Origin of the sequence: Sphingomonas rhamnosi (assembly GCF_036663615.1) — a bacterium.
Lineage (GTDB): Bacteria > Pseudomonadota > Alphaproteobacteria > Sphingomonadales > Sphingomonadaceae > Sphingomonas.
On record NZ_JAXOJJ010000006.1, the window covers coordinates 165,481 to 186,628 of the forward strand.

Genomic DNA, 21,148 nt, shown 5'->3' on the forward strand with positions numbered 1-21,148 from the left:
CGCTCCGCGCGGCTGCTTATCCGGCGAGGCCGCGCCGGACGAGCAGCGCAGCCGGATCCGGATCGCGCCCCATGAACGCGCGGAAGCTTTCGAGCGCGGGGCGAGCCGATCCCTGCGACAGGATGTGTTGGCGCAGGGCATCGCCGGTCGCGCGGTCGACCAAGCCGGCTTCGGCGAACCGCCCGAACGCGTCCGCGGCCAGCACCTCGGCCCACAGATAGCTGTAATAGCCCGCCGCATAGCCGCCCGCGAAGATGTGCGAAAAGCTCTGCGGGAAGCGATGCCATTCCGGAGGCCGCATCACCGACACTTCGTCGCGCACCGCGTCGAGCACCGCGACCGGATCGTCGCCCATCGTACCGAGATGCAGCAACAGGTCGAACATTGCGAATTCGACCTGGCGCAATGTCGCCAGCCCCTCCAGGAAGTGCCGCGCGTCGAGCAGCTTGTCGAACAGGTCGCCCGGCAGCTTTTCTCCGGTATCGTACTGCCCCGACATCGCGGTCAGAACGTCGCGGTCCCAGGCGAAGTCCTCCATCAGCTGGCTGGGCAGTTCGACCGCGTCCCATTCGAACCCGGTGATTCCGCCCACGCTCGGCCGATCCACCAGCCCGAACAGATGATGCAAGCAATGCCCCGTCTCGTGGAGCAAGGTCATCACGTCGGTATGCGACAGCAGCGGCGGCGCAGCGCCACCGGTCGGCGCAAAGTTGCAGGTGAGATAGGCGACCGGCAACGTCGTCGTCTCGCCGTCGGTGACGCGCGAGCGGGCCTGCGCCATCCAGGCGCCGCCCCGCTTGCCGGTGCGCGCATGAAGGTCGGTGTACAGGCCGGCGAACACGGTGCCGTCCGCGTCTACGAGGTCATGATAGCGCGCATCCGGGTGCCACGTCGTAACGTCCGGCCGCTCGACCAAGCGAATGCCGAACAGCCGCTCCAGCAGCGCGGTCCAACCGGCGACGACTCGGTCGATGGGGAAATAAGCACGCACCGCCTGCTCGTCGATCGCATGGCGCGCGAGCCGCAGGCGGTTGGCGGTGAAGCCGGTATCCCAGGGTTGCAGGTCGGCGATCCCGAGCGATTCCGCCGCAAAGGCACGCAACGATGCGATATCGGTCTCGGCGGCCGGCCGCGCGCGCTTCGCCAGATCGCGCAGGAATGCGAGAACTTCGTGCGGATCGGTCGCCATCTTCGTCGACAAGGACAGCGCGACCGGGTCGGTAAACCCGAGCAGCGCAGCGGACTCGCGGCGTAAGGCCAGGATCTCGGCGATGCGGGGGCCGTTGTCGAACTGGCCGGCATGAGGCCCCTGATCCGAAGCGCGCGTTCCATAGGCGTGGTAGACGCGGTAGCGTAGCTCGCGGTTTTCGCAGAAGCCGAGGATCGCGTTGACGCTCGGCTGTTGCAGCGTGACCAGCCAGCCCTCCTGTCCGGTCGCCTTGGCCGCGGCGGCGAGCATGCCCTTGTCCGCGGGTGACAGGCCTTCGAGCAGCGCTTCGTCGGTCACCAGTTCGGTCCACGCCTCCGTCGCGTCGAGCAGCGCACTCCCGAATGCATTCGATAGGCTCGACAGCGCCATCTGCACTTCTGCATAGCGTTCGCGCTGCGCGGGTTCGAGCGCCACGCCCGACAGGCGGAAGTCGCGGAGTGCGCGCTCGACTGCGGTGCGATCGGCGCGCGGCAGATCGGCAAAACGAGGTGACGCGGCAAGCGCTTCCAGCATCTCGAACAGGTCGCGATTCTGCCCCACCTTCAGGCTTTGCTCGACGAGACTCTGCTGGCCGGCGGCATGCGCGGCGCGCAGTTCGGGGGTGTCGGCGACACCGTGCAGGTGTGACACCGTCGACCACGCATTGTCGATCGCGACGTCGACCCGCTCGAGCGGCAGCCACGCGGCGTCGAAGCTGGTGGGGCGTGCGGCGACCAGCGCTTCGATCGTCGCGGTCTGTCGCGCGATCAGCGTCTCAACCGCGGGGGCGACGTCGTCGGGCGCGACGGCGTCGAAACGGGGCAGGGTATCGGTGTCGAGGAGGGCGTTCATAAGGACTTTCGGATTGCCGGCGGATGCCACCTTACCCCCCGAAACGTCCGTCCGTCTCTATCGATCCGGCGCGGTGGGGCGGTCGGTCCAGAGCCCCGCACCTACTGCGGTCGCGGTTGCAAGGACCGGAAGTGGCTGCACGATGCCGCCGCCATGAACCCGCGCGGTGCCCTTTCCGGCGGCCTTGGCGGCATAAAGCGCCGCATCGGCCTGCGCGAACACCGTCGACGCGTCGAACCGGGTGGGATCGTCCGGCATGGCTACGCCGATCGAGCCGCCGACCTGCAGGACGATGTCACGCCATGGGATCGGTCGGGCGATCGCGGCGATCGTCGTGCGAATGCCGTGATCGATCGCGGGGGCGTCGCTCGGCGCATCGATCAGCACCGCGAACTCGTCCCCGCCCAGTCGCGCGACCAGACGCGCGGTTGGCCAAGCATGGCACAGGCGCTCGGCGGTCCGGCTCAGGCAGGCATCGCCCGCGGCATGGCCGTGCCGGTCATTGATCTGCTTGAACCCATCGAGATCGATCAGCAGCAGCGCGCCGAGCGGGCGGCGCGCATCGCCGTCGAACGCGGACTGAAACATCCCGCGGTTCGCGAGTCCGGTCAGCGGATCCTGTTCGGCCATCCGCCGCATCTGCGTCCATAGTCGCGTCTCTTCGGTAATGTCCTGTTTCGTGCCGAAGATCCGCACGGGTACCCCCTGCTCGCAGTCGATCCCGGCGGTCAGGCGGATCCATCGGTCGCGTCCCCGCCGCGTGCAAATCCGCGCGTCGAGCGTGAAGCCGCTCCGCGTCGCGATCGCATGCGCGCGCAGCCGCTCCATCGCCTCGCGCGACTCCGGATCGTACATGGCGACGGTCGTCCGGCGATCGACGATACTGCCGCGTTCGATCTCGAACAGGTCGTACACGCCGTCGCTCCAACACAGCGCGTTGGTCGCAAGGTCGCATTCCCAGACGCCGAAACCCGCGAGCGCGGCGGCACGATCGTACATCCGCTTGTAGCGGGCGGCCGTGGCAAGAGGTGCGGGGTCGAGTTGGGCGCTCGCGTCCCATCGGTCGTGGGCGGACGGCGTCTGTGATGCAAGAGCGCGAAACATGGTGGGTCGCAGTAGACCCACGGGACTTAACGCGCCGTTCCGATCACGCAACAAAAAGGGCGCCCGAAGTCTCCGGACGCCCTTTTTCCTTACAAATCGGCGGCGGATCAGCCGCTATAGTACATATCATACTCGACCGGGCTCGGCGTCATTTCCCAACGGGCGACCTCCGCACGCTTGATCTCGATATACGCCTCGATCTGGTCGGCCGAGAACACGTCCCCCTTGAGCAGGAAGTCATGGTCGGCGGCCAGGCAATCCAGCGCCTCGCGAAGCGAACCAGCGACGGTCGGAACCTCTGCGAGCTCTGCCGGCGGCAGGTCGTACAGGTTCTTGTCCATCGCTTCGCCCGGATGGATCTTGTTGAGGATGCCGTCCATGCCCGCCATCATCAGGGCTGCATAGGCGAGATACGGGTTGGCGAGCGCATCGGGGAAACGCACTTCGACGCGCTTCGCCTTGGGGCCGGTGCCGTACGGGATACGGCACGACGCCGAGCGGTTGCGCGCCGAATAGGCGAGCAGAACCGGCGCTTCGTAGCCGGGGACGAGGCGCTTGTAGCTGTTGGTCGACGGGTTGGTGAACGCGTTCACCGCCTTGGCGTGCTTGATGATGCCGCCGATGAAGAACAGGCACATGTCGCTGAGGCCCGCATAGCCGTTGCCGGCGAACAGCGGGGTCTTGCCGTCCCAGATCGAGAAGTGCGTGTGCATCCCCGAGCCGTTGTCTTCCTTGATCGGCTTGGGCATGAACGTTGCCGTCTTGCCGTACGCATGTGCGACCTGATGGACGACGTACTTGTAGATCTGCATGCGATCCGCGGTCTGCGTCAGCGTGCCGAAGGTCAGGCCCAGCTCGTGCTGTGCGGCGGCGACCTCGTGGTGATGCTTGTCGCAGGGCAGGCCCATCTCGATCATCGTCGAGACCATCTCGCCGCGGATGTCGACCGCGCTGTCGACCGGCGCGACGGGGAAGTATCCGCCCTTCGCGCGGGGACGGTGGCCCATGTTGCCGCCCTCATATTCGCGGCCCGAATTGCCCGGCAGCTCGATGTCGTCGATCTTGTAATAGCTCGTCGAATAGCTGTTCTCGAAGCGCACGTCGTCGAACATGAAGAATTCGGCTTCGGGGCCGACATAGACGGTGTCGCCGACGCCGGTGGTCAGCAGATACGCCTCGGCGCGCTTGGCGGTCGAGCGCGGGTCGCGCGCATAGAGCTCGCCGGTCACCGGATCGGCGATGTCGCAGATCAGGATCATCATCGGCGTCGCCGAGAACGGATCGATGTAGATCGCGTCGAGATCCGGCTTCAGCGTCATGTCGCTCTCGTTGATCGCCTTCCAGCCCTCGATCGACGAACCGTCGAACATCAGGCCGTCAGTCAGCTCGTCCTCGCCGATCAGGCTCGCGACCATCGTCAGATGCTGCCACTTGCCCTTGGGATCGGTAAAACGCAGGTCGATCCACTCGATCTCTTGCTCTTTGACCATCTTCAGAATGTCGCTTGCCGAATTCGCCATCGTATTTGCCTTTTTAGCGTCACCCCAGCGCAGGCTGGGGTCTTTCAGTTACAGGGAGACCCCAGCCTTCGCTGGGGTGACGGAAACTTTGTGATCAGATCGCGTCGTCGTCGCGTTCGCCGGTCCGGATGCGCAGCGCGCTTTCGACGGGGATGACGAAGATCTTGCCGTCGCCGATCCGACCGGTCTGCGCCGCCGCGGCGATCGCCTCGACCGCGCGCTGCGCCAGGCTGTCCTCGACGACGACCTCGAGCTTCACCTTGGGCAGGAAGTCGACGACATATTCGGCGCCGCGATACAGCTCGGTATGGCCCTTCTGCCGGCCGAAGCCCTTGGCTTCGGTCACGGTGATGCCGCTGACGCCGATCTCGTGCAGCGCCTCCTTCACCTCATCCAGCTTGAACGGCTTGATGATGGCTTCGATCTTTTTCACGCGGCTTTGCCCCCGATTGACGTTTGAACATGTGTCCGAACCCTCGCCCGTGCGGGCGCCTTGCACCAAACGTGCCAGCGACCGCCGCCTCGGGCAACCGCCGATTTCACGGGGTTTCGCTGCCTGAAATAGCAGCAGCGCCGGGGCGGGTGCCCGTCGAAGCGGCAACTGGTCAGAGAATGTCTGCGATGCGCGCGGTCGGACGTCCGAGCCGCACGCCCTTGTCGGTTTCGACAAGCGGCCGTTCGATCAGCGATGGATCGACCATCATCGCGTCGAGGATCGCCGCGGCATCGGCGTGCTTAACCGCCTTGGCGCCGTCCTCGGCCATGCGCAGCCCCTGGCGCGGGGTCATGCCGGCGCGCGCATAAAGGCGTTCGAGCTCGGCGCGGGACGGCGGGGTCTTGAGATATTCGATCACGGTAACGTCGGCGCCGACGTCCTGCAGCAACGCAAGCGCCTCACGCGATTTCGAGCAGCGCGGATTGTGATAAATCGTAGCGTTCACGCGTGCTCCGTCATCGGTGGAAGACCGTCACTCTTCAAACCGTCACCCCAGCGAAGGCTGGGGTCTCCCGGTTCGGGTCGCAGCACCTGCCCCAGGAAGATCCCAGCCTTCGCTGGGATGACGGATTGGGCAGGGCGGGGACGTTAGGCCCCCTGCTTAGCCAGCCATTCCTCGAGCCACTTGATCGTGTAGGCCCCGTCCTGGAACTCGGGATCGTCGAGCAACGCGCGGTGAAGCGGGATCGTCGTCGTCACCCCCTCGATCACGAACTCCTCCAGAGCCCGCCGCAACCGGCGCAAAGCGCCGTTGCGGGTCGTGCCGTAGACGATCAATTTCGCGATCATCGAGTCGTAATAGGGCGGCACGCGGTAGCCGGCATACAGACCGCTATCGACGCGCACGTGCATCCCGCCGGGTGCGTGATACTGCTTCACCAGCCCCGGCGACGGCGCGAACGTCCGCGGATCCTCCGCATTGATCCGGCATTCGATCGCATGACCGCGGAACTGCACGTCCTGCTGGCGCAATGTCAGCGGATGCCCCTCGGCGACGCGAATCTGTTCGCGAACGAGATCGAGGCCGGTGATCATCTCGGTCACCGGATGCTCGACCTGCAGCCGGGTGTTCATTTCGATGAAATAGAATTCGCCGGCTTCCCACAGGAACTCGATCGTCCCGGCTCCACGATAGCCCATGTCGGCCATCGCCTTGGCGACGACGCCGCCCATCCGCTCGCGCTCGTCGGGCGTGATGATCGGCGAGGGGGCTTCCTCCAGCACCTTCTGGTGGCGGCGCTGCAGCGAACAGTCGCGCTCGCCGAGATGGATCGCGTTGCCGTTGCCGTCCCCGAAGATCTGGAATTCGATATGCCGGGGATTGCCCAGATATTTTTCCATATAGACGGTGGCGTCGCCGAACGCGGCCTTCGCCTCGGACCCGGCCTGCTGCATCAGCGTCTCGAGCTGATCTTCCGACTCGCACACCTTCATGCCGCGACCGCCGCCGCCGGATGCTGCCTTGATGATCACCGGATAACCGATGCTGTTCGCGATCTGCTTGGCCTCGGCGAGGTCGCTGATCGCGCCGTCGGAGCCGGGGACCAGCGGCAGGCCGAGCGCGCCAGCGGTGCGCTTGGCCTCGACCTTGTCGCCCATCGTGCGGATATGCTCGGGCTTGGGCCCGACGAACAGGATGTTGTGGAGCTCGACGATCTCGGCGAACTGCGCGTTCTCGCTGAGGAAGCCGTAGCCCGGATGAATCGCGTCCGCGCCCGAGATCTCGGCGGCCGAGATGATGTTCGGGATGTTCAGATAGCTGTCGGTCGCCGATGGCGGTCCGATACAGATCGCTTCGTCGGCGAGGCGGACGTGCATCGCCTCGGCATCGGCAGTCGAATGGACCGCGACCGTCTTGATGCCCATTTCGTGGCAGGCGCGGTGGATGCGCAGTGCGATCTCGCCGCGGTTGGCGATCAGCAGCTTCTTGATCTGCGGCACGGTTACTCGACCACCACGAGCGGCTGGTCGAATTCGACCGGCTGGCCGTTCTCCACCATCACCGCGGTGACGGTGCCGGCCGACGGCGCGACGATCTGATTCATCACCTTCATCGCCTCGATGATCAGCAGCGTGTCGCCTGCCGCGACCTTCTGGCCGACGCCGACGAACGGCTTCGCTTCGGGATTGGCGGAGAGATAGACGGTGCCAACCATCGGCGACTTGACCGCATTTGCGGTCGAGGCCGGGGCCGACGCGCCGACTTCGGCCTGCGGGATCGACAGCGCCGGCGCGACGGGCGCGGGGGCCGACGGCGCATAATGCTGCACCGGTGCGGCCTGCGCGGCCTTGCGAGCGACGCGGATACGGCGTGCACCGTCCTCGACCTCGATCTCGGTCAGCTGGGTGGTGTCGAGGAGCTCGGCGAGCTGGCGGACGAGGGCGACATCAACCTGCATCGCCCCGGTATCGTTCGTTTCGGTCATGGCGCAGTCTCCTGTCAGAACCGGGCGGCGGCTTCAAGCGCGAGCAGATAGGATAGCGCACCGAACCCCGCGATCGTGCCCTTGGCGGCCTGTCCGACCAGGCTGACGTGGCGGAAGGACTCGCGGGCGTGCGGGTTGGACAGGTGCACCTCGATCACCGGCGTCTTCACGCCCTTGATCGCGTCGTGCACCGCGACGGACGTGTGGGTAAAGGCGCCCGCGTTGAGGATCACCGCCTTGGCGCCGCGTGCCTGTGCTTCTTGGATCCAGTCGACCAGATGCCCCTCATGGTTGGACTGGCGCATGTCGATCGTCAGGTCGAGCTCGCGCGCGCGGTCTTCGAGTTGCCCCGCGATATCGTCGAGCGTCTCGTCCCCATAGATTTCGGGCTCGCGGGTGCCGAGCAGGTTGAGGTTCGGGCCGTTCAGAACGTAAATCGTGTCGGGCAAATCGGGCTCCCGTAATAGGCATGGCGGTTGCGGGGCCGACGAACGGCCCCCTATATGCCAGCATCCTTACAAGCTCGTGTCGCGCGAAGTCGAGACGCCTCCATCTGGACACCATCCATGCCCCATACCGACGGCACCGTTTCCATCACCGTCAACGGCGAGCACAAGCGCGTCTCCGCCGGGCTCAGCCTCGCCGCGCTCGCGAGCGAACTCGGGCTGGTGCCCGAAAAGGTCGCGGTCGAGCGCAATCTCGAGGTCGTGCCGCGCTCGACGCTGGCGCAGGTTATGGTCGAGGATGGCGACGACCTGGAGATCGTCCATTTCGTCGGCGGCGGTGACCATGTGTCCGCGATCGACACCGATACCTGGTCGGTGGCCGGCAAGACCTTTCGCTCGCGGCTGATCGTCGGCACTGGCAAGTACAAGGACTTCGCGCAGAACGCTGCCGCGCTGGAGGCAAGCGGCGCGGAGATCGTCACGGTCGCGGTCCGCCGCGTCAACGTGTCCGATCGCAACGCGCCGATGCTGACCGATTTCATCGATCCCAAGAAGATCACCTATTTGCCCAACACCGCGGGCTGTTTCGACGCCGAGTCGGCGATTCGCACGCTGCGGCTGGCGCGCGAGGCGGGCGGCTGGGATCTGGTGAAGCTGGAGGTGCTGGGCGAGGCAAAGACGCTGTATCCCGACATGGTCGAGACGCTGCGCGCGACCGAGGTGCTGGCGAACGAGGGCTTCAAGCCGATGGTCTATTGCGTCGATGATCCGATCGCCGCCAAGCGGCTGGAGAATGCCGGCGCGGTCGCGATCATGCCGCTGGGCGCGCCGATCGGGTCGGGCCTCGGCATCCAGAACCGCGTCACGATCCGCCTGATCGTCGAGGGGGCAGGGGTGCCGGTGCTGGTCGATGCCGGCGTCGGCACCGCCTCCGACGCGGCGGTGGCGATGGAACTCGGCTGCGACGGCGTGTTGATGAACACCGCGATCGCCGAAGCCAAGGACCCGATCATGATGGCCGCGGCGATGAAGGCGGCGGTCGAGTCCGGGCGCCTCGCCTATCGCGCCGGGCGGATGGGCCAGCGGCGTTACGCCGACCCGTCGAGCCCCCTTGCCGGACTCATCTAACACCGATGTCATGGAACCCCGTGGGGCCTAAGCCGTTTAACTTACATCATTTCGAGCGATCCGATCGTCGGATCTGCGAATAGGTAGCGGAGGCCATCATGGGCGAATTCACGGACAAGACCGCAGCAGCCGGCAACAAGCTCGCAGGCAATGTCAAGGAAGCCATCGGCAAGGCGACCGACAACGAGCGTCTGGTCGCCGAAGGCGAAGCGCAGCAGCTCAAGGGCACTGCGCAGAACGTCAAGGGCAGCGTCAAGGGCGCGCTCGGCGACGACATCTGAGTCAAGCTCCGTTAAGCGATTGGGCCGTCCCGGGGAACCGGGGCGGCTTTTTCGTGTCTGCCGCTCCTTCGGGGGTCAGGTCTAAAAAGAGTGCCCATGACCAACCTTCCAACCCGTTCCTATGCCGCCCTCCTGTTCGACATGGACGGCACCATCCTCACCTCGATCGCGTCGGCCGAGCGTAGCTGGACCGCCTGGGCGATCGCGCATGGCCTCGACGTCGCGGCGTTCCTGCCGACGATCCACGGCGTCCAGTCGGTCGAAACGATCCGCCGCCTGGGCCTGCCCGGCGTCGATCCCGTCGCGGAGGCCGCGGCGATCACCGCCGCCGAGATGGTGGACGTCGACGACGTGACCCCGATCACGGGCGCCGACAGGTTTCTCGCTGCGCTGCCTGCAGATCGCTGGGCGATCGTCACCTCGGCGCCGCGCGCGCTGGCGCTCGTCCGTCTCGCCGCCGCCGGTATTCCCGTGCCCCGATTGCTCATCAGCGCGGAGGACGCCGTGAACGGCAAGCCCGCCCCCGACTGTTTCCTGCTTGCCGCCAAACGACTCGGAGTCGCGTCGCAAGACTGCCTGGTGTTCGAAGACGCTCCCGCTGGCATCGCGGCAGCGGAAGCCGCCGGATGCGACGTACTCGTCGTGACCGCGACTCACGGCCATCCGCTCGCAACCCCGCATCCGACGATCGAAGGCTATGCGACGATGGTCGCCAACGTCGCGGCGAACGGGCTGACGCTGGCGGAGCGCGCCTGAGCCCATAGCTTGGCACCGGCTTCGCTCGAGCGCATCATCCGCGCGACGGGGAGCCGCCATGTCCGACAAGCCCATCGCCGAACGCCTGCAGGCCAAGGCTGATCGTCGCCTGGCGGTCATCGACGCCCCCGAGGGGCTGGATGCTATCATCGGCGTGCCCGAGCGCCGAACCGACTCCACGCAAGCCGACGTCGTGCTGCTCTTCGTTACCGATCGCGCCGCGTTCGACCGCGCGTTGCCCGCCGCGCTTGACCACATCGCACCGGCCACGATTCTCTGGATCGCCTATCCGAAGCTGACACCGCGGCGTGCCGTCAGCCAGATCGCGATCGACGACGACTGGTCGGACCCCCGCCGATCTGGGCAGGGGCCGCGCTCGATCAGATGGCGCCCGAAAACGTGTCGCACTTCGCCGGATCGCCCGAGTCGAGTCCGCGCTTCAGCCAAGCCTGACGTTGTGCCGAGGTGCCGTGCGTGAAACTGTCCGGAACGACGCGGCCCTGCGACTGCTTCTGCAGCGTGTCGTCGCCGATCGCCTGCGCGGCGGTCATGCCTTCCTCGATATCGCCGGGGTCGAGCCGGGTCTTGTTGGCATTGGCCCAGACGCCGGCATAGCAATCGGCCTGCAGCTCCAGCCGCACCGACATCGCGTTGCCCTCGGTCTCGCTGCCCTGGCGCTGCGCGCGCTGAACCTGTTCGTTGGTGCCCAGCAGCTTCTGGATGTGATGGCCGAATTCATGCGCGATCACGTAATCCTGCGCGAAATCGCCCTGCGCGCCGAACTTGGTGGCAAGCTCCGAAAAGAAGCTGGTGTCGAGATAGATGCCCTGGTCGGTCGGGCAGTAGAACGGCCCCATCGCCGACTGCGCCGCGCCGCAGCCCGAACGTCCATTGCCGCCGAAGAAGACGAGCTTTGGCGCGACGAACTGCTGGCCGCTCTTGGCGAAGATCGCTTCCCACGTATTGTCGGCCGAGCTGAACGCGTTGCACGCCGCCTTGCTCTCGGGCGTCAGGTTGCAGCTCGACGTCGCGTCCGTCCCGGCCTGTCGCGTGCCGCTCGGCGCGGAAACCTGCGAGCCGCCGCCGAGCATGCCACCCAGATTGCCGAGACCGCCAAGTCCGCCGAACACCGCCATCAGGATCAGCACCACGACGATCCCGCCGCAGCCGAACCGGCTGCCGATCATCGGCAACAGCCCGAACAACAGGCCCCCACCGCCGCCAAATCCGCCGCCGCCACCCTGGCCGCGCTGGTCCTCGACATTGATGTTGGGATCGAAATCGTCGAGCCGCATGCGCGCTACCTTCATGTTCGTGTCGGTAGCGTAATGCTTTGCACGGCCGGTGGTTGCATCGGCTGCGTTTGTTGCGTCGCAGCATATTGCGTGCGCGCCGCGTTGCGCGCATGATCCCGCCATGGCCGACCCCGATCCGCCACCGCCGCGCCGCCGGGCGAAGGCGCTGCCGCTGCCAGACCAGGTCGCGCTGGTGCTGCAGGGCGGCGGCGCGCTGGGCAGCTATCAGGCGGGCGTGATCGAGGCGCTCGACGACAGCGGGATCGCGATCGACTGGGTCGCCGGGATCTCGATCGGCGCGGCCAACGCCGCGATCCTCGCGGGCAACCACCCCGAGAACCGCATCGCCAAGCTGCGCGAGTTCTGGACCATCCTGACCGCCGGACTGCCGAGCTTCCCGATCTATCCCGACGACCGGATCCGCGAATTCCTGCACGAATGGTCGGCGGGCTATGTGGCGTTGGCGGGCGTACCGGGCTTCTTCGCGCCTCGCCCGGTGCCGCCGGCGATGGCGGTGCCGGGACAGCCCGGCGCGCTCAGCGTCTATGATTCGGCGCAGCTGGCGGCGACTCTGGACAAGGTGATCGACTGGGAGCTGCTCAACGGCGGTCCGGTGCGGCTTTCGGTGGGCGCAGTCGATGTCGAGAGCGGCAATTTCCGCTATTTCGACACCGCGCACCAGCGGATCGACGTGCGCCACATCATGGCCTCGGGTGCGTTGCCGCCGGGACTGCCGCCGATCGAGATCGACGGGCGCTGGTGGTGGGATGGCGGGCTCGTGTCGAACACCCCGCTCGCCTATGTGCTCGAACATCAGACCGAGGCGATGCTGGTGTTCCAGGTCGACCTGTTCGCCGCCGCGGCGGAGCGGCCCCGCACGATCATGGACGTGATCGCGCGCGAAAAGGAAATCCGCTATTCCAGTCGCACCCGGACGGTGACCAACCAGCTGTTGAAGCTGCGGCGCGAGCGCGAACTGATCCGCAGCGTGCTCGCCAAGCTTCCTCCCGAACTGGCCGACGATGCCGACGTGACCGCGCTCGCCGCGATGGCGGCGGAAAAGCCGCTCAGCCTCGTCCATCTGATCTACCGCGCGAATGCGTGGGAGGGCGGTTCGCGCGACTATGAATTCTCGACGCGGACGATGCGCGAACATTGGGCGGCGGGCCAGGCGGACGTCGACGAGACGATGGCCAACGCCGAGTTGCTGGCGCAGAACGTGCTGACCGGCCGGACCGCGGCGTTCGATCTGGGGTGATCGTATCGCCTCGGCGCATCAAGAAGGAAAAGGCATGTTCCTGACGGGCAAGACCGCGGTCATCACCGGCTCCACCTCGGGCATCGGGCTTGCTTATGCCAAGGCGTTTGCCGCCGAAGGCGCGGCGGTGGTGATCAACGGGTTCGGCGACGAGACCGCGATCGAGACCGAGCGGGCCGCGCTGGCAGCGACCAGCGGCGCGGCGGCGCTCTACGATGCCGCCGACATGACCAAGCCTGACGAGATAGCCGCGATGGTCGCCCGCGCGGTCGCCGAGACGGGCAGCTGCGACATCATCGTCAACAACGCCGGTATCCAGCACGTCGCGCCGATCGCCGAATTCCCCATCGACACCTTCGACGCGATCATCGCGATCAATCTGTCGTCGGCGTGGCACATGATGCGCGCCGCGGTGCCGCACATGCGCGCCAAGGGGTGGGGGCGGATCATTTCGACCGCGTCGGCGCATTCGCTGGTCGCGAGCCCCAACAAGTCGGCTTATGTCATGGCCAAGCACGGCCTCGCTGGCCTGACCAAGACGATCGCGCTGGAAACCGCGACCGACGGCATCACCGTCAACTGCATCTCGCCCGGCTATGTCTGGACGCCGCTGGTCGAGAACCAGATCCCCGACACGATGCGCGCGCGCGGCATGACCCGGCAACAGGTGATGGACGATATTCTGCTCGCCGCGCAGCCGACCAAGCAGTTCGTCACGCCGGAGCAGGTCGCCGCGTTCGCGCTGTTCCTCTGCCGCGACGAGGCGAAGGCGATCACCGGCGCGAACCTGTCGATGGACGGCGGCTGGACCGCGGCGTGAAGCCATTGCGTCAACGGCTGTCCCCTGTGTAGCGTCGGTTGATGATCGGGGATGGCCAATGCGAGCGTATCTGAGCGGAATTCTGGCGTGCGCGCTGTTGGCGGGTTGCGGCGGTGACGGGGGCGTCGCGTCGTCGGGGTCGAACGCGGCATCGCTCGACTGGCGGCGCGTGGCGACCCAGGCCGATCGCGGTCGTCTGCGTGGGTGGCGCGGCGCGTGGATCAACGCGCTGTCGCACGCCGATCCGAAAGAGATCGCCCGCGAGCCGGCCTTGTTCGATCCCGATCATAGCATCGCGGGCGCGATGCCGCCGGCGGGGGCGTATCGCTGTCGCACGTTCAAGCTCGGCGCGCGCAACGGGATCGGGCCGAGTTTCACCGCCTATGGCTGGTTCCCGTGCCGGATCGATCGCAACCTGCGCGGGGAGCTGGTGTTCGACAAGGCAGGCGGGTCGCAGCGTCCGGTGGGCAGGATCTACGCCGATACCGATACGCGCAGCATCTTCCTGGGCACGCTGGTGCTTGGTGACGAGACGCGTGCGCTCGATTACGGGCGCGACGCGGGTCGGGACATGGCCGGGGTGATCGAGCGGATCGCGCCGAAGCGCTGGCGGATGGTGCTGCCCTATCCGCGGTTCGAATCGGTGCTCGACGTGGTCGACCTGGTGCCGGCGGGGTAGGACCCGCCCGCGGCCGATCGCGATTACGGATCGATGGAGGCGTGCTCGACGATCACCGCCGCATCCGCCCGCTTTTCCGGCCGGATGTAGATCGACGCCAGCATCGGCACCGCGGCGCGCAATTTGGTCTCGATGTCCTCGATCATCGTCTCGCCCGCGCCCATCGTGATGCTGTCCTCGAAGTCCGCACTGATCGCGGCGAAGATGCTCTGCGGTGCGGTGTGGATGGTGCGGACATGGTTGACCGAAACCACCGCGGGGTGGTCGGCGACGATGCGGCGGATCGTCTCGATCACCGCCGGGTCGGCGCGCTCACCGATCAGCAGTCCCATCGATTCGCGCGCCAGCAGCACCGCGACGAGCCCGAGGATCAGGCCGATCGCGATCGACGCGACCCCGTCGATTCGCGGATCGCCGAACGCGTGGCTTGCCCAGATGCCGGCGCCGGCGATGAGCAGCCCCGCCAGCGCCGCCGAATCCTCGAACAGCACGATGAACCCCGCCGGGTCCTTCGACCGTCGGATCGCGCGCCACCAGCCCTCGTCGCCCTTCGATGCCGAGAACTCGCGCACTGCGAGCGTCCAACTGCTGCCTTCGAGCAGGAACGAGATGGCGAGGACGACATAGTTGATCGTCGGGCTCGTCAGCGGTTCGGGCGCCAGGATGTGGCGCCAGCCTTCATAGACCGAGATGCCGGCGCCGATCGCGAAGATCAGGATCGCGACCACGAACGCCCAGAAGTACAGCTCGCGGCCATAGCCGAACGGATGCGCCTCGTCCGCCGGCCGCTTCGCGCGGCGCTGGCCGTGTAGCAACAGCACCTGGTTGAAGCTGTCGACGACTGAGTGGAATCCCTCGGTCAACATCGACGACGACCCGGTCATCCCGGCCGCGACGAACTTGGCGACGCCGATCCCGAGATTGGCCGCCAGTGCCCCGTAGAGGACGATGTTATCCTTGATGTTCAGTCCCATTGCGCCGTCGTACACGAGGGGGCGGGCTTGGGAAGACGCGCCGCCACCGTCACCCCGACGACCGTCGGGGCGACGATGAAATGATGGATCGACTAGCCGCCGACGCGGCCGAGGCGATGGTAAAGTGCGCTGAGCTTGGTCAGGCGGGTGTCGTCGATCGAGATCTTGCTGATCATCTCGCCGAGCGCTTCCTTCAACAGCGCGAAATCCTCGGTCGAGAAGACGGCACGGGCACGGCTAGGTTCGGTCATCGGGGCCTCCAGGCGTCGTCGGATTGACAGGTTGGTGCGACGGCCCCGGTTTAGGGTCGTAAAGGTCACACGCGTTAGCCGCCTCAGTCGCTTGCCAGCGTCGCGGCGTAGCGAAAGCTTGTCTCCGTGATGTGGTCTTGTAAGGTCTTTACAGGAGGGCGACGCGGATGGCGGAACGCAAATTGCTGGCGGGGCACGCGATCCGGCGGTTGCGGCGGCGGGTCGGGCTGACGCAGGCGGCGATGGCCGAGATGCTCGCGATCAGCCCGAGCTATCTCAATCTCGTCGAGCGCAACCAGCGGCCGGTATCAGCCACGCTGATCGTCAAGCTCGCCGAAAGCTTCGACTTCGATCCACGCGCGCTGGCGGCGGGCGAACCCGGCGGCGGCGCGGATGCGATTCGCCGGCGGCTCGGCGATCCGATGTTCGCCGACCTCGAGATCGACCGCAACGAGGTCGAGGAATGGCTGGCGAGCGCGCCGGGTGGCGCGGAAGCGTTCGCGCGCGTGTTCGATCGGCTCGGCGGCGGCGCTGTGATCGAGGTCGGCGACGATCCGGTCACGCTGGTTCGCCGCGAGATCGAGCGCTGGCGCAACCATTTCGCCGATCTCGACGCCGCGGCGGAGGCGCTCGCGGACGAACTGCGGATGGGCGCGGGCGACCTGTACGGCGCGATCGCCGAGCGGTTGCGCGCCAAGCACGGGCTGACGATTCGCGTGCTGCCCGCCGACGTGCTGCCCGACGTGCTGCGGCGGCTCGACCTTCACGCGCGGCAGCTGCAGCTAAGCGAGGTGCTCGATCCCGCATCGCGTACTTTTGCCGTTGCGTTCCAGCTCGGCCAGATCGAGGCGCGTGCCGAGGTCGACGCGCTGGCCAAGGGCGCGGGGTTCACCGATCGGTCCGCCGAACGCCTGTATCGCCGACACCTGCTGAGCTATTTCGCTGCCGCGGTGATGATGCCGTACGCGCGGTTCCTGCGCGGCTGCGAGGCGACCGGATACGACATCGAGCTGCTCCAGCGCCGCTTCGGCGCGGGGTTCGAACAGGTCGCGCACCGGCTGACGACGTTGCAGCGCGTCGGCGCGCGCGGACTGCCGTTCTTCATGATCCGCATCGATCGCGCCGGGCAGGCGTCGAAACGCTATCCGGGCGCGAGCGGCGCGGCGCTGGCCGAGGCCGACGGGCGCTGTCCGCTGTGGCGGCTGCATCATGCGTTCGATCGGCCGGGCAGCCTGATGGTGCAGCTGGTCGAGCTTGAGGACGGCGCGCGTTGGCTGACGATGGCGCGGACGGTGATGCCGCAAGGCCGCCGCTATGGCGAGATCCACGCGGAGTTCGCGGTCGGACTGGGGGTCGAGGCGGCGCTGGCGGGCACGCTTGCGGTGGCGCGCGGGATCGACCTGCGCGGTGCCGCGATGGCGATCGGTCTGGGCTGCCGTGCCTGTTTCCGCAGCGACTGCCCGCAGCGATCCGCCGCGCCGGCCGGGCGTGCATTGTTGGTCAACGAACGCGAACGACGCACATCCGCGCTGACGTTCGCGGGTGATTAACGCGCGTTAACTATCATACCTAAACCAAGATGCCCATTTTATGGAGATATTTCAGTGGTCGGCCGTTCAGCACCGACGTCCTCTCGCACCGCTGTACGTGGCCGCGAGCGGACTCCCGGACAAGATTTGTGACGAAAGTTTATGGCCCCCCTAATTAAAATGCACCCGCGCGACGTGGTTCTGATCGTAGAAGACCACCCGCTCGTCCAAATCACCGCGTCCGTGCTGATCGAGGACGCCGGTATGGCGACGGTGGTCGCGGCCGATGCCGACGCTGCGCTCGATATCCTCACATCGCGCGACGATATCCACGCCGTGTTCACCGACGTGTCGATGCCCGGGTCGATGGACGGGGTGGCCCTCGCGCAGGTGGTCCGCCAGCGCTGGCCGGACATCCAACTGGTGGTCACATCCGGCGACCAGCTGCCCGAGGACACATGCCTGCCGTGCGGCGTGGCGTTCCTGCGCAAGCCCTATGAATATGCCAATGTGATCGGCGAATTGCTCGGCGACGCGGCGTAGCGCGATCGCCCCGGCGCACCGGGACGATCGCCATCGTCACGCGCCGGCGTTGGTGAGCGCCTCCAGTTGTGCTGCGCTCAGCTCCAACGTCATTGCCGGCAGCAGATCTTCGATCTGATCGACGCTGGTCGCGCTGGCGATCGGCGCAGTAACGCCGGGCTGCGCGATCAGCCAGGCCAGCGCGATCTGGGCGAGCGTCGCGCCGGTCTCAGCTGCCACCGCGTCCATCGCGGCCAGCACCGCGGGACCGTTGCCCACGAGCAGATCGCCCATCCGGCCACCCCTGACGCTCTGCCCGAGATCGTCTGCACCGCGATATTTGCCGGTCAGGAAACCCGACGCCAGCCCGTAATAGGGGAGCACGCCGATATTCTCGGTCACGCAGTAATCCTGGAGCTCGCCCTCGAATTTGTGACGGCTGACGAGGTTATACTCGGGCTGCAGCACGTGATAGCGCGGCAAGCCGGCATCCTTCGCTGCCTCGACCGCGGATTTCAGTCGCGCGGCGTGGAAGTTGGACGCACCGACGACACGGATCTTGCCCGCCTCCACCAGAGAGCCGAACGCCGCCAGCACCGCGTCCTGCGGCACCGATTCGTCGTCCTGATGCGCGTAATACAGATCGATGCGGTCGGTGCCGAGCCGGCGCAGCGACGCCTCGGCGGCGGCCACGATCCGCGCGGGCGCCAGTTTCTCGCCGCCCTCGCCGGGCAACATCCCGACCTTGGTGGCGATCAGCACGTCGTCGCGCTTACCGCTCGCTTTCAGCCATTCGCCGATCATCGTTTCGGATTCGCCGCCGTTATGGCCGTCGACCCAGGCTGAATAGACGTCGGCGGTGTCGATCATCGTACCGCCGCCGGCGACGAAGGCGTCGAGCACCGCGAAGCTCGCGGTGCGATCGGCGGTCCAGCCGAAGACGTTGCCGCCCAGCACGAGCGGGGCGATCTTGAGGTCGGTCGAACCGAGACGGCGAAGGGTCATTGGTCGCTTTCGATGGTGTTGGATTGGGCGTCGAGCGTGTTGGCATCGACGCTGTTGGCGTCGAGCATCGCCGCAGCCTCGTTGAGCAGCTGCGCCTCGTCCGCCGTGACCGCGCCGGGCGCGCCGGGCTGCGCGGAACAGGCGGCGAGGAGCAGCACGAGCGCCGCCAGTGCGGACAGGCGCACGCTTAGTCCTTCAGCGACTTGCCGGCACGCTCAAGCGCGTTGCCCGTCGCGTCTGCGGCGTCGTCTGCACCGTTGCTGATAGTCGCACCGGCGCGGTCGGCGCGGGCCTCCAGGTTGTCTCCGACGTCGTCGGTACGCACCGCGGCGTTGTCCATCGACGCTTCCGCTGCGCCCAACGCGCGATCGCTGGCCGCGTCGACGTCGCTGATCGCATTCTGCGTCGTGGCATTGGCATCCGCGGCGATCGCGTCGGCGGCTTCAGACGTTTCGTTCTGCGCGCTATTGCTGCACGCGGCGAGGCCCGCGGCCAAAGCGATAGCAAGCACGGGGGCAAGGGTCTTTTTCATGAACGGTCTCCGATTAGCATCGTCAGTCTGGACCGGGATGCCTCCAATCCATAGCCCAAACGAACGCAGCGGCGCACGTTCGGGTCCGTCACGATCCGTTGACCTCATATAAAGAATTCTTTATATGTTGCGTCATGACGATCGCCCTCGACATCTTCCGCGCGCTTGCCGACGCGACCCGGCTGCGCATTCTGGCGCTGCTGCGCCGGATGGAGCTGTCGGTCGGCGAACTCGCCCAGGTGCTGGGGCAGAGCCAGCCGCGCGTCAGTCGCCACGTCAAGATCCTGTGCGACGCGGGCCTGGCGGAACGGCGCAAGGAGGGCAGTTGGGTGTTCGTCGCGCTCGGCCGGCCCGACAAGGTCGCGCCCGCAGCGGCGGCGATCGACAGCTGGGCGCAGGCGGAGCCCGATCATTGGGCGACCGCCGATGCCGCGCGGCTAGCGGCGGTGCGCGCCGATCGTGCAGCGAGCGCGGCGGCATGGTTCGAAGGGCATGCCGACGAATGGGACGCGATCCGATCGCTCCACGTCGCCGAGAGCGAGGTCGAGGCGGCGATGGCATCGGTGCTGGGCGAGGGGCCGGTCGGGACGCTGATCGATATCGGGACGGGCACCGGCCGGATGCTCGAATTGTTCGCCGGCCGCGCGCAATCTGCGCTCGGGATCGATCGGAGCTCGGAAATGCTGCGGCTGGCGCGCGCCAAGCTGCAGGGCCGCGCCAATACCGAACTCCGTCAGGCGGACCTCTACGCGCTGCCGATGGCGGACGGCGCCGCCGATGTCGCGATCCTGCATCACGTGCTGCATTTCGCGCAGCAGCCGGGTGCGGCGATCGGCGAGGCGGCGCGCGTGCTGGGACCGGGTGGGCGGCTGCTGATCGCCGATTTCGACGCGCATGACCGCGAGGATTTGCGCGTCACCGACGCGCATACGCGACTCGGCTTTGCGGATGCGCAGATCGCGACCTGGTTCGCCGCCGCGGGGCTTGGCCATCCGGTGGTGACGACGCTCGAAGGCGGCGAACTGACGGTGAAATTATGGCTGGGGCGTCGGCCCGGCGTGAGCTTGCGTGAGGTGAAGGCGGCATGAGCATTTCGATTACCCAATTGGGCGAGGCGCGGCGCGCGCTCGAGGAACCGTTGTTCGCGGATCTCGCGGGCGATGTCGGGATCAGCTTCGAATTCTTCCCGCCCAAGAGCGACAAGATGGATGCGCAATTGTGGGACGCGGTGCGGACGCTCGAGCCGCTCAGCCCCGATTTCGTGTCGGTGACGTACGGCGCAGGTGGATCGACGCGCGAGCGTACGCACGCGACGGTGGCGCGGATCCAGCGCGAGACGTCGATGAACGCCGCGGCGCATCTGACCTGCGTCGAGGCGACCAAGGCGGAGATCGATCAGGTCGCAGAGGAATATTGGGCGGCGGGTGTGCGCCACATCGTCGCGCTGCGCGGCGACATGCCGACGCTGGGGCAGCCCTACGCGCCGCATCCGGGCGGGTATGAGAATGCGGCCGCGCTGGTCGCGGGGCTGACGAAACTGCACCCGTTCGACATTTCGGTCGCGGCCTATCCCGAATGCCATCCTGAATCGGGCGGGCATGACGCCGATCTCGATAACCTGAAGCGCAAGCTGGATGCGGGCGCGACGCGCGCGATCACGCAGTTCTTCTTCTCGCCCGAGGCCTATTTCCGGTTCCGCGACCGGGTCGCGGCGGCGGGGATCACCGCGCAAATCCTGCCCGGTATCCTTCCCGTTTCCAACGTGGCGCAGACGCGGAAGTTCGCTGGCGCGTGCGGTGCGGAGATCCCGGCGTGGATGGACCGGCTGTTCGAAGGGCTCGACGATCACCCCGCCGCGCGGCAGCTGGTCGCGGCGACGATCGCGGCCGAGATGTGCCGGCGGCTCTATGCGGGGGGCGTGAAGGATTTCCACTTCTACACGCTGAACCGTGCAGAGCTGGCCTACGCGATCTGCCACATGCTCGGCGTTCGTGCGAAGCCGGTGGCGAAAGTCGCGGCGGCCTGACGAATTCCCCCTCCCGCTTGCGGGAGGGGGCAGAGGGTGAGCTGGCGCTCACCCTCGAA

25 protein-coding genes are annotated in these 21,148 nt (G+C 66.9%); 10 read left to right on the forward strand and 15 right to left on the reverse strand.

Translation table 11 applies throughout. The annotated features are described in order from the left end of the window. Positions 1 to 16 precede the first annotated feature (16 nt). From U1701_RS14055 to aroQ, 8 genes are all read right to left on the reverse strand, one after another. Positions 17 to 2,041, reverse strand: a complete 2,025-nt coding sequence (locus tag U1701_RS14055; protein WP_332783193.1) for a M3 family metallopeptidase — start codon at positions 2,039 to 2,041, stop codon at positions 17 to 19. 57 nt (positions 2,042 to 2,098) lie between these two features. Continuing rightward, on the reverse strand, positions 2,099 to 3,040 hold the full coding sequence (locus U1701_RS14060) for a diguanylate cyclase domain-containing protein (RefSeq protein ID WP_332783194.1): 942 nt from the start codon (positions 3,038 to 3,040) through the stop codon (positions 2,099 to 2,101). Positions 3,041 to 3,252: 212 nt separating this feature from the next. Continuing rightward, positions 3,253 to 4,665, reverse strand: a complete 1,413-nt coding sequence (glnA, locus tag U1701_RS14065; RefSeq protein WP_332783195.1) for a type I glutamate--ammonia ligase — start codon at positions 4,663 to 4,665, stop codon at positions 3,253 to 3,255. Positions 4,666 to 4,759: 94 nt separating this feature from the next. Beyond that, positions 4,760 to 5,098, reverse strand: coding sequence for a P-II family nitrogen regulator (locus tag U1701_RS14070; protein ID WP_332783196.1), 339 nt, complete (start codon positions 5,096 to 5,098; stop codon positions 4,760 to 4,762). Positions 5,099 to 5,270: 172 nt separating this feature from the next. Then, positions 5,271 to 5,606 carry an arsenate reductase (glutaredoxin) gene (arsC, locus tag U1701_RS14075; RefSeq protein ID WP_332783197.1) on the reverse strand — a complete coding sequence of 112 codons (336 nt, stop codon included), beginning with the start codon at positions 5,604 to 5,606 and terminating at the stop codon, positions 5,271 to 5,273. 143 nt (positions 5,607 to 5,749) lie between these two features. Then, complete coding sequence (gene accC, locus U1701_RS14080; protein WP_332783198.1) at positions 5,750 to 7,102, reverse strand: acetyl-CoA carboxylase biotin carboxylase subunit; 1,353 nt, start codon at positions 7,100 to 7,102, stop codon at positions 5,750 to 5,752. A gap of 2 nt (positions 7,103 to 7,104) precedes the next feature. After that, on the reverse strand, positions 7,105 to 7,587 hold the full coding sequence (accB, locus tag U1701_RS14085; RefSeq protein ID WP_332783199.1) for an acetyl-CoA carboxylase biotin carboxyl carrier protein: 483 nt from the start codon (positions 7,585 to 7,587) through the stop codon (positions 7,105 to 7,107). 14 nt (positions 7,588 to 7,601) lie between these two features. Then, positions 7,602 to 8,036, reverse strand: coding sequence for a type II 3-dehydroquinate dehydratase (gene aroQ, locus U1701_RS14090; RefSeq protein WP_332783200.1), 435 nt, complete (start codon positions 8,034 to 8,036; stop codon positions 7,602 to 7,604). Positions 8,037 to 8,153: 117 nt separating this feature from the next. On the opposite strand from aroQ, the gene thiS reads away from it, so the two are divergent. The 3 genes from thiS to U1701_RS14105 all read left to right on the forward strand — a co-directional run bounded on the left by thiS (position 8,154) and on the right by U1701_RS14105 (position 10,198). Further along, a complete protein-coding gene (thiS, locus tag U1701_RS14095) occupies positions 8,154 to 9,161 on the forward strand; it encodes a sulfur carrier protein ThiS (RefSeq protein ID WP_332783201.1) in 1,008 nt (335 codons plus the stop codon). A gap of 98 nt (positions 9,162 to 9,259) precedes the next feature. Beyond that, positions 9,260 to 9,442: a CsbD family protein gene (locus U1701_RS14100; RefSeq protein ID WP_332783202.1), complete on the forward strand. Its 183-nt coding sequence runs from the start codon at positions 9,260 to 9,262 to the stop codon at positions 9,440 to 9,442. A gap of 96 nt (positions 9,443 to 9,538) precedes the next feature. Next, complete coding sequence (locus tag U1701_RS14105) at positions 9,539 to 10,198, forward strand: HAD-IA family hydrolase (protein ID WP_332783203.1); 660 nt, start codon at positions 9,539 to 9,541, stop codon at positions 10,196 to 10,198. Positions 10,199 to 10,232: 34 nt separating this feature from the next. Here the strand turns inward: U1701_RS14105 and U1701_RS14110 are convergent, their stop codons facing one another. Both U1701_RS14110 and ypfJ read right to left on the reverse strand, forming a co-directional pair. Continuing rightward, on the reverse strand, positions 10,233 to 10,454 hold the full coding sequence (locus U1701_RS14110) for a hypothetical protein (RefSeq protein ID WP_332783204.1): 222 nt from the start codon (positions 10,452 to 10,454) through the stop codon (positions 10,233 to 10,235). A gap of 124 nt (positions 10,455 to 10,578) precedes the next feature. Next, positions 10,579 to 11,493 (reverse strand): KPN_02809 family neutral zinc metallopeptidase, encoded by a 915-nt coding sequence (gene ypfJ, locus U1701_RS14115; RefSeq protein ID WP_332783283.1) that lies wholly within the window; start codon positions 11,491 to 11,493, stop codon positions 10,579 to 10,581. Positions 11,494 to 11,614: 121 nt separating this feature from the next. Between ypfJ and U1701_RS14120 the strand changes: the two genes are divergently transcribed. From U1701_RS14120 to U1701_RS14130, 3 genes are read left to right on the forward strand one after another with little or no spacing between them, the layout of a single operon-like run. Further along, entirely contained in the window at positions 11,615 to 12,751 is a 1,137-nt protein-coding gene (locus tag U1701_RS14120; RefSeq protein WP_332783205.1) for a DUF3734 domain-containing protein, read from the forward strand. A gap of 34 nt (positions 12,752 to 12,785) precedes the next feature. Beyond that, on the forward strand, positions 12,786 to 13,571 hold the full coding sequence (locus U1701_RS14125; protein WP_332783206.1) for a 3-hydroxybutyrate dehydrogenase: 786 nt from the start codon (positions 12,786 to 12,788) through the stop codon (positions 13,569 to 13,571). Between the two features lie 58 nt (positions 13,572 to 13,629). After that, positions 13,630 to 14,250 carry a DUF4893 domain-containing protein gene (locus U1701_RS14130; protein ID WP_332783207.1) on the forward strand — a complete coding sequence of 207 codons (621 nt, stop codon included), beginning with the start codon at positions 13,630 to 13,632 and terminating at the stop codon, positions 14,248 to 14,250. 23 nt (positions 14,251 to 14,273) lie between these two features. Here U1701_RS14130 and U1701_RS14135 read toward each other — a convergent pair whose 3' ends face one another. Then, complete coding sequence (locus tag U1701_RS14135) at positions 14,274 to 15,224, reverse strand: cation diffusion facilitator family transporter (RefSeq protein ID WP_332783208.1); 951 nt, start codon at positions 15,222 to 15,224, stop codon at positions 14,274 to 14,276. A 92-nt stretch (positions 15,225 to 15,316) separates the two neighbouring features. Further along, entirely contained in the window at positions 15,317 to 15,475 is a 159-nt protein-coding gene (locus U1701_RS14140) for a hypothetical protein (protein ID WP_332783209.1), read from the reverse strand. Positions 15,476 to 15,642: 167 nt separating this feature from the next. On the opposite strand from U1701_RS14140, the gene U1701_RS14145 reads away from it, so the two are divergent. Both U1701_RS14145 and U1701_RS14150 read left to right on the forward strand, forming a co-directional pair. After that, the gene (locus tag U1701_RS14145) at positions 15,643 to 17,025 is read left to right on the forward strand and encodes a helix-turn-helix domain-containing protein (protein WP_332783210.1); all 1,383 of its coding nucleotides are present in this window, start codon (positions 15,643 to 15,645) and stop codon (positions 17,023 to 17,025) included. 174 nt (positions 17,026 to 17,199) lie between these two features. Beyond that, complete coding sequence (locus tag U1701_RS14150) at positions 17,200 to 17,547, forward strand: response regulator (protein ID WP_332783211.1); 348 nt, start codon at positions 17,200 to 17,202, stop codon at positions 17,545 to 17,547. Between the two features lie 36 nt (positions 17,548 to 17,583). On the opposite strand, the gene U1701_RS14155 is transcribed toward U1701_RS14150, so the two are convergent. Genes U1701_RS14155 through U1701_RS14165 form a run of 3 tightly spaced genes read right to left on the reverse strand, consistent with a single transcriptional unit; the run spans position 17,584 to position 19,063 of the window. After that, positions 17,584 to 18,531 (reverse strand): aldo/keto reductase, encoded by a 948-nt coding sequence (locus U1701_RS14155; protein WP_332783212.1) that lies wholly within the window; start codon positions 18,529 to 18,531, stop codon positions 17,584 to 17,586. Then, positions 18,528 to 18,716, reverse strand: a complete 189-nt coding sequence (locus tag U1701_RS14160) for a hypothetical protein (RefSeq protein WP_332783213.1) — start codon at positions 18,714 to 18,716, stop codon at positions 18,528 to 18,530. The genes U1701_RS14155 and U1701_RS14160 overlap by 4 nt, the downstream gene beginning before the upstream one ends. 2 nt (positions 18,717 to 18,718) lie before the next feature. Continuing rightward, a complete protein-coding gene (locus U1701_RS14165) occupies positions 18,719 to 19,063 on the reverse strand; it encodes a hypothetical protein (protein WP_332783214.1) in 345 nt (114 codons plus the stop codon). Between the two features lie 134 nt (positions 19,064 to 19,197). Between U1701_RS14165 and U1701_RS14170 the strand changes: the two genes are divergently transcribed. Further along, positions 19,198 to 20,151, forward strand: a complete 954-nt coding sequence (locus tag U1701_RS14170) for an ArsR/SmtB family transcription factor (RefSeq protein WP_332783215.1) — start codon at positions 19,198 to 19,200, stop codon at positions 20,149 to 20,151. Further along, positions 20,148 to 21,089, forward strand: coding sequence for a methylenetetrahydrofolate reductase [NAD(P)H] (gene metF, locus U1701_RS14175; protein ID WP_332783216.1), 942 nt, complete (start codon positions 20,148 to 20,150; stop codon positions 21,087 to 21,089). Before U1701_RS14170 ends, metF begins: the two co-directional genes overlap by 4 nt. The last annotated feature ends 59 nt before the right edge of the window (positions 21,090 to 21,148 follow it).

Bases quoted from the DNA above. Each gene is read 5' to 3' on its own strand.
- U1701_RS14055 (WP_332783193.1), bottom strand. From the start codon at position 2,041: ATGAACGCCCTCCTCGACACCGATACCCTGCCCCGTTTCGACGCCGTC.
- U1701_RS14060 (WP_332783194.1), bottom strand. From the start codon at position 3,040: ATGTACGATCGTGCCGCCGCGCTCGCGGGTTTCGGCGTCTGGGAATGC.
- glnA (WP_332783195.1), bottom strand. From the start codon at position 4,665: ATGGCGAATTCGGCAAGCGACATTCTGAAGATGGTCAAAGAGCAAGAG.
- accB (WP_332783199.1), bottom strand. From the start codon at position 7,587: ATGACCGAAACGAACGATACCGGGGCGATGCAGGTTGATGTCGCCCTC.
- thiS (WP_332783201.1), top strand. From the start codon at position 8,154: ATGCCCCATACCGACGGCACCGTTTCCATCACCGTCAACGGCGAGCAC.
- U1701_RS14100 (WP_332783202.1), top strand. From the start codon at position 9,260: ATGGGCGAATTCACGGACAAGACCGCAGCAGCCGGCAACAAGCTCGCA.
- U1701_RS14105 (WP_332783203.1), top strand. From the start codon at position 9,539: ATGACCAACCTTCCAACCCGTTCCTATGCCGCCCTCCTGTTCGACATG.
- ypfJ (WP_332783283.1), bottom strand. From the start codon at position 11,493: ATGCGGCTCGACGATTTCGATCCCAACATCAATGTCGAGGACCAGCGC.
- U1701_RS14120 (WP_332783205.1), top strand. From the start codon at position 11,615: ATGGCCGACCCCGATCCGCCACCGCCGCGCCGCCGGGCGAAGGCGCTG.
- U1701_RS14125 (WP_332783206.1), top strand. From the start codon at position 12,786: ATGTTCCTGACGGGCAAGACCGCGGTCATCACCGGCTCCACCTCGGGC.
- U1701_RS14130 (WP_332783207.1), top strand. From the start codon at position 13,630: ATGCGAGCGTATCTGAGCGGAATTCTGGCGTGCGCGCTGTTGGCGGGT.
- U1701_RS14135 (WP_332783208.1), bottom strand. From the start codon at position 15,224: ATGGGACTGAACATCAAGGATAACATCGTCCTCTACGGGGCACTGGCG.
- U1701_RS14140 (WP_332783209.1), bottom strand. From the start codon at position 15,475: ATGACCGAACCTAGCCGTGCCCGTGCCGTCTTCTCGACCGAGGATTTC.
- U1701_RS14145 (WP_332783210.1), top strand. From the start codon at position 15,643: ATGGCGGAACGCAAATTGCTGGCGGGGCACGCGATCCGGCGGTTGCGG.
- U1701_RS14155 (WP_332783212.1), bottom strand. From the start codon at position 18,531: ATGACCCTTCGCCGTCTCGGTTCGACCGACCTCAAGATCGCCCCGCTC.
- U1701_RS14165 (WP_332783214.1), bottom strand. From the start codon at position 19,063: ATGAAAAAGACCCTTGCCCCCGTGCTTGCTATCGCTTTGGCCGCGGGC.
- U1701_RS14170 (WP_332783215.1), top strand. From the start codon at position 19,198: ATGACGATCGCCCTCGACATCTTCCGCGCGCTTGCCGACGCGACCCGG.
- metF (WP_332783216.1), top strand. From the start codon at position 20,148: ATGAGCATTTCGATTACCCAATTGGGCGAGGCGCGGCGCGCGCTCGAG.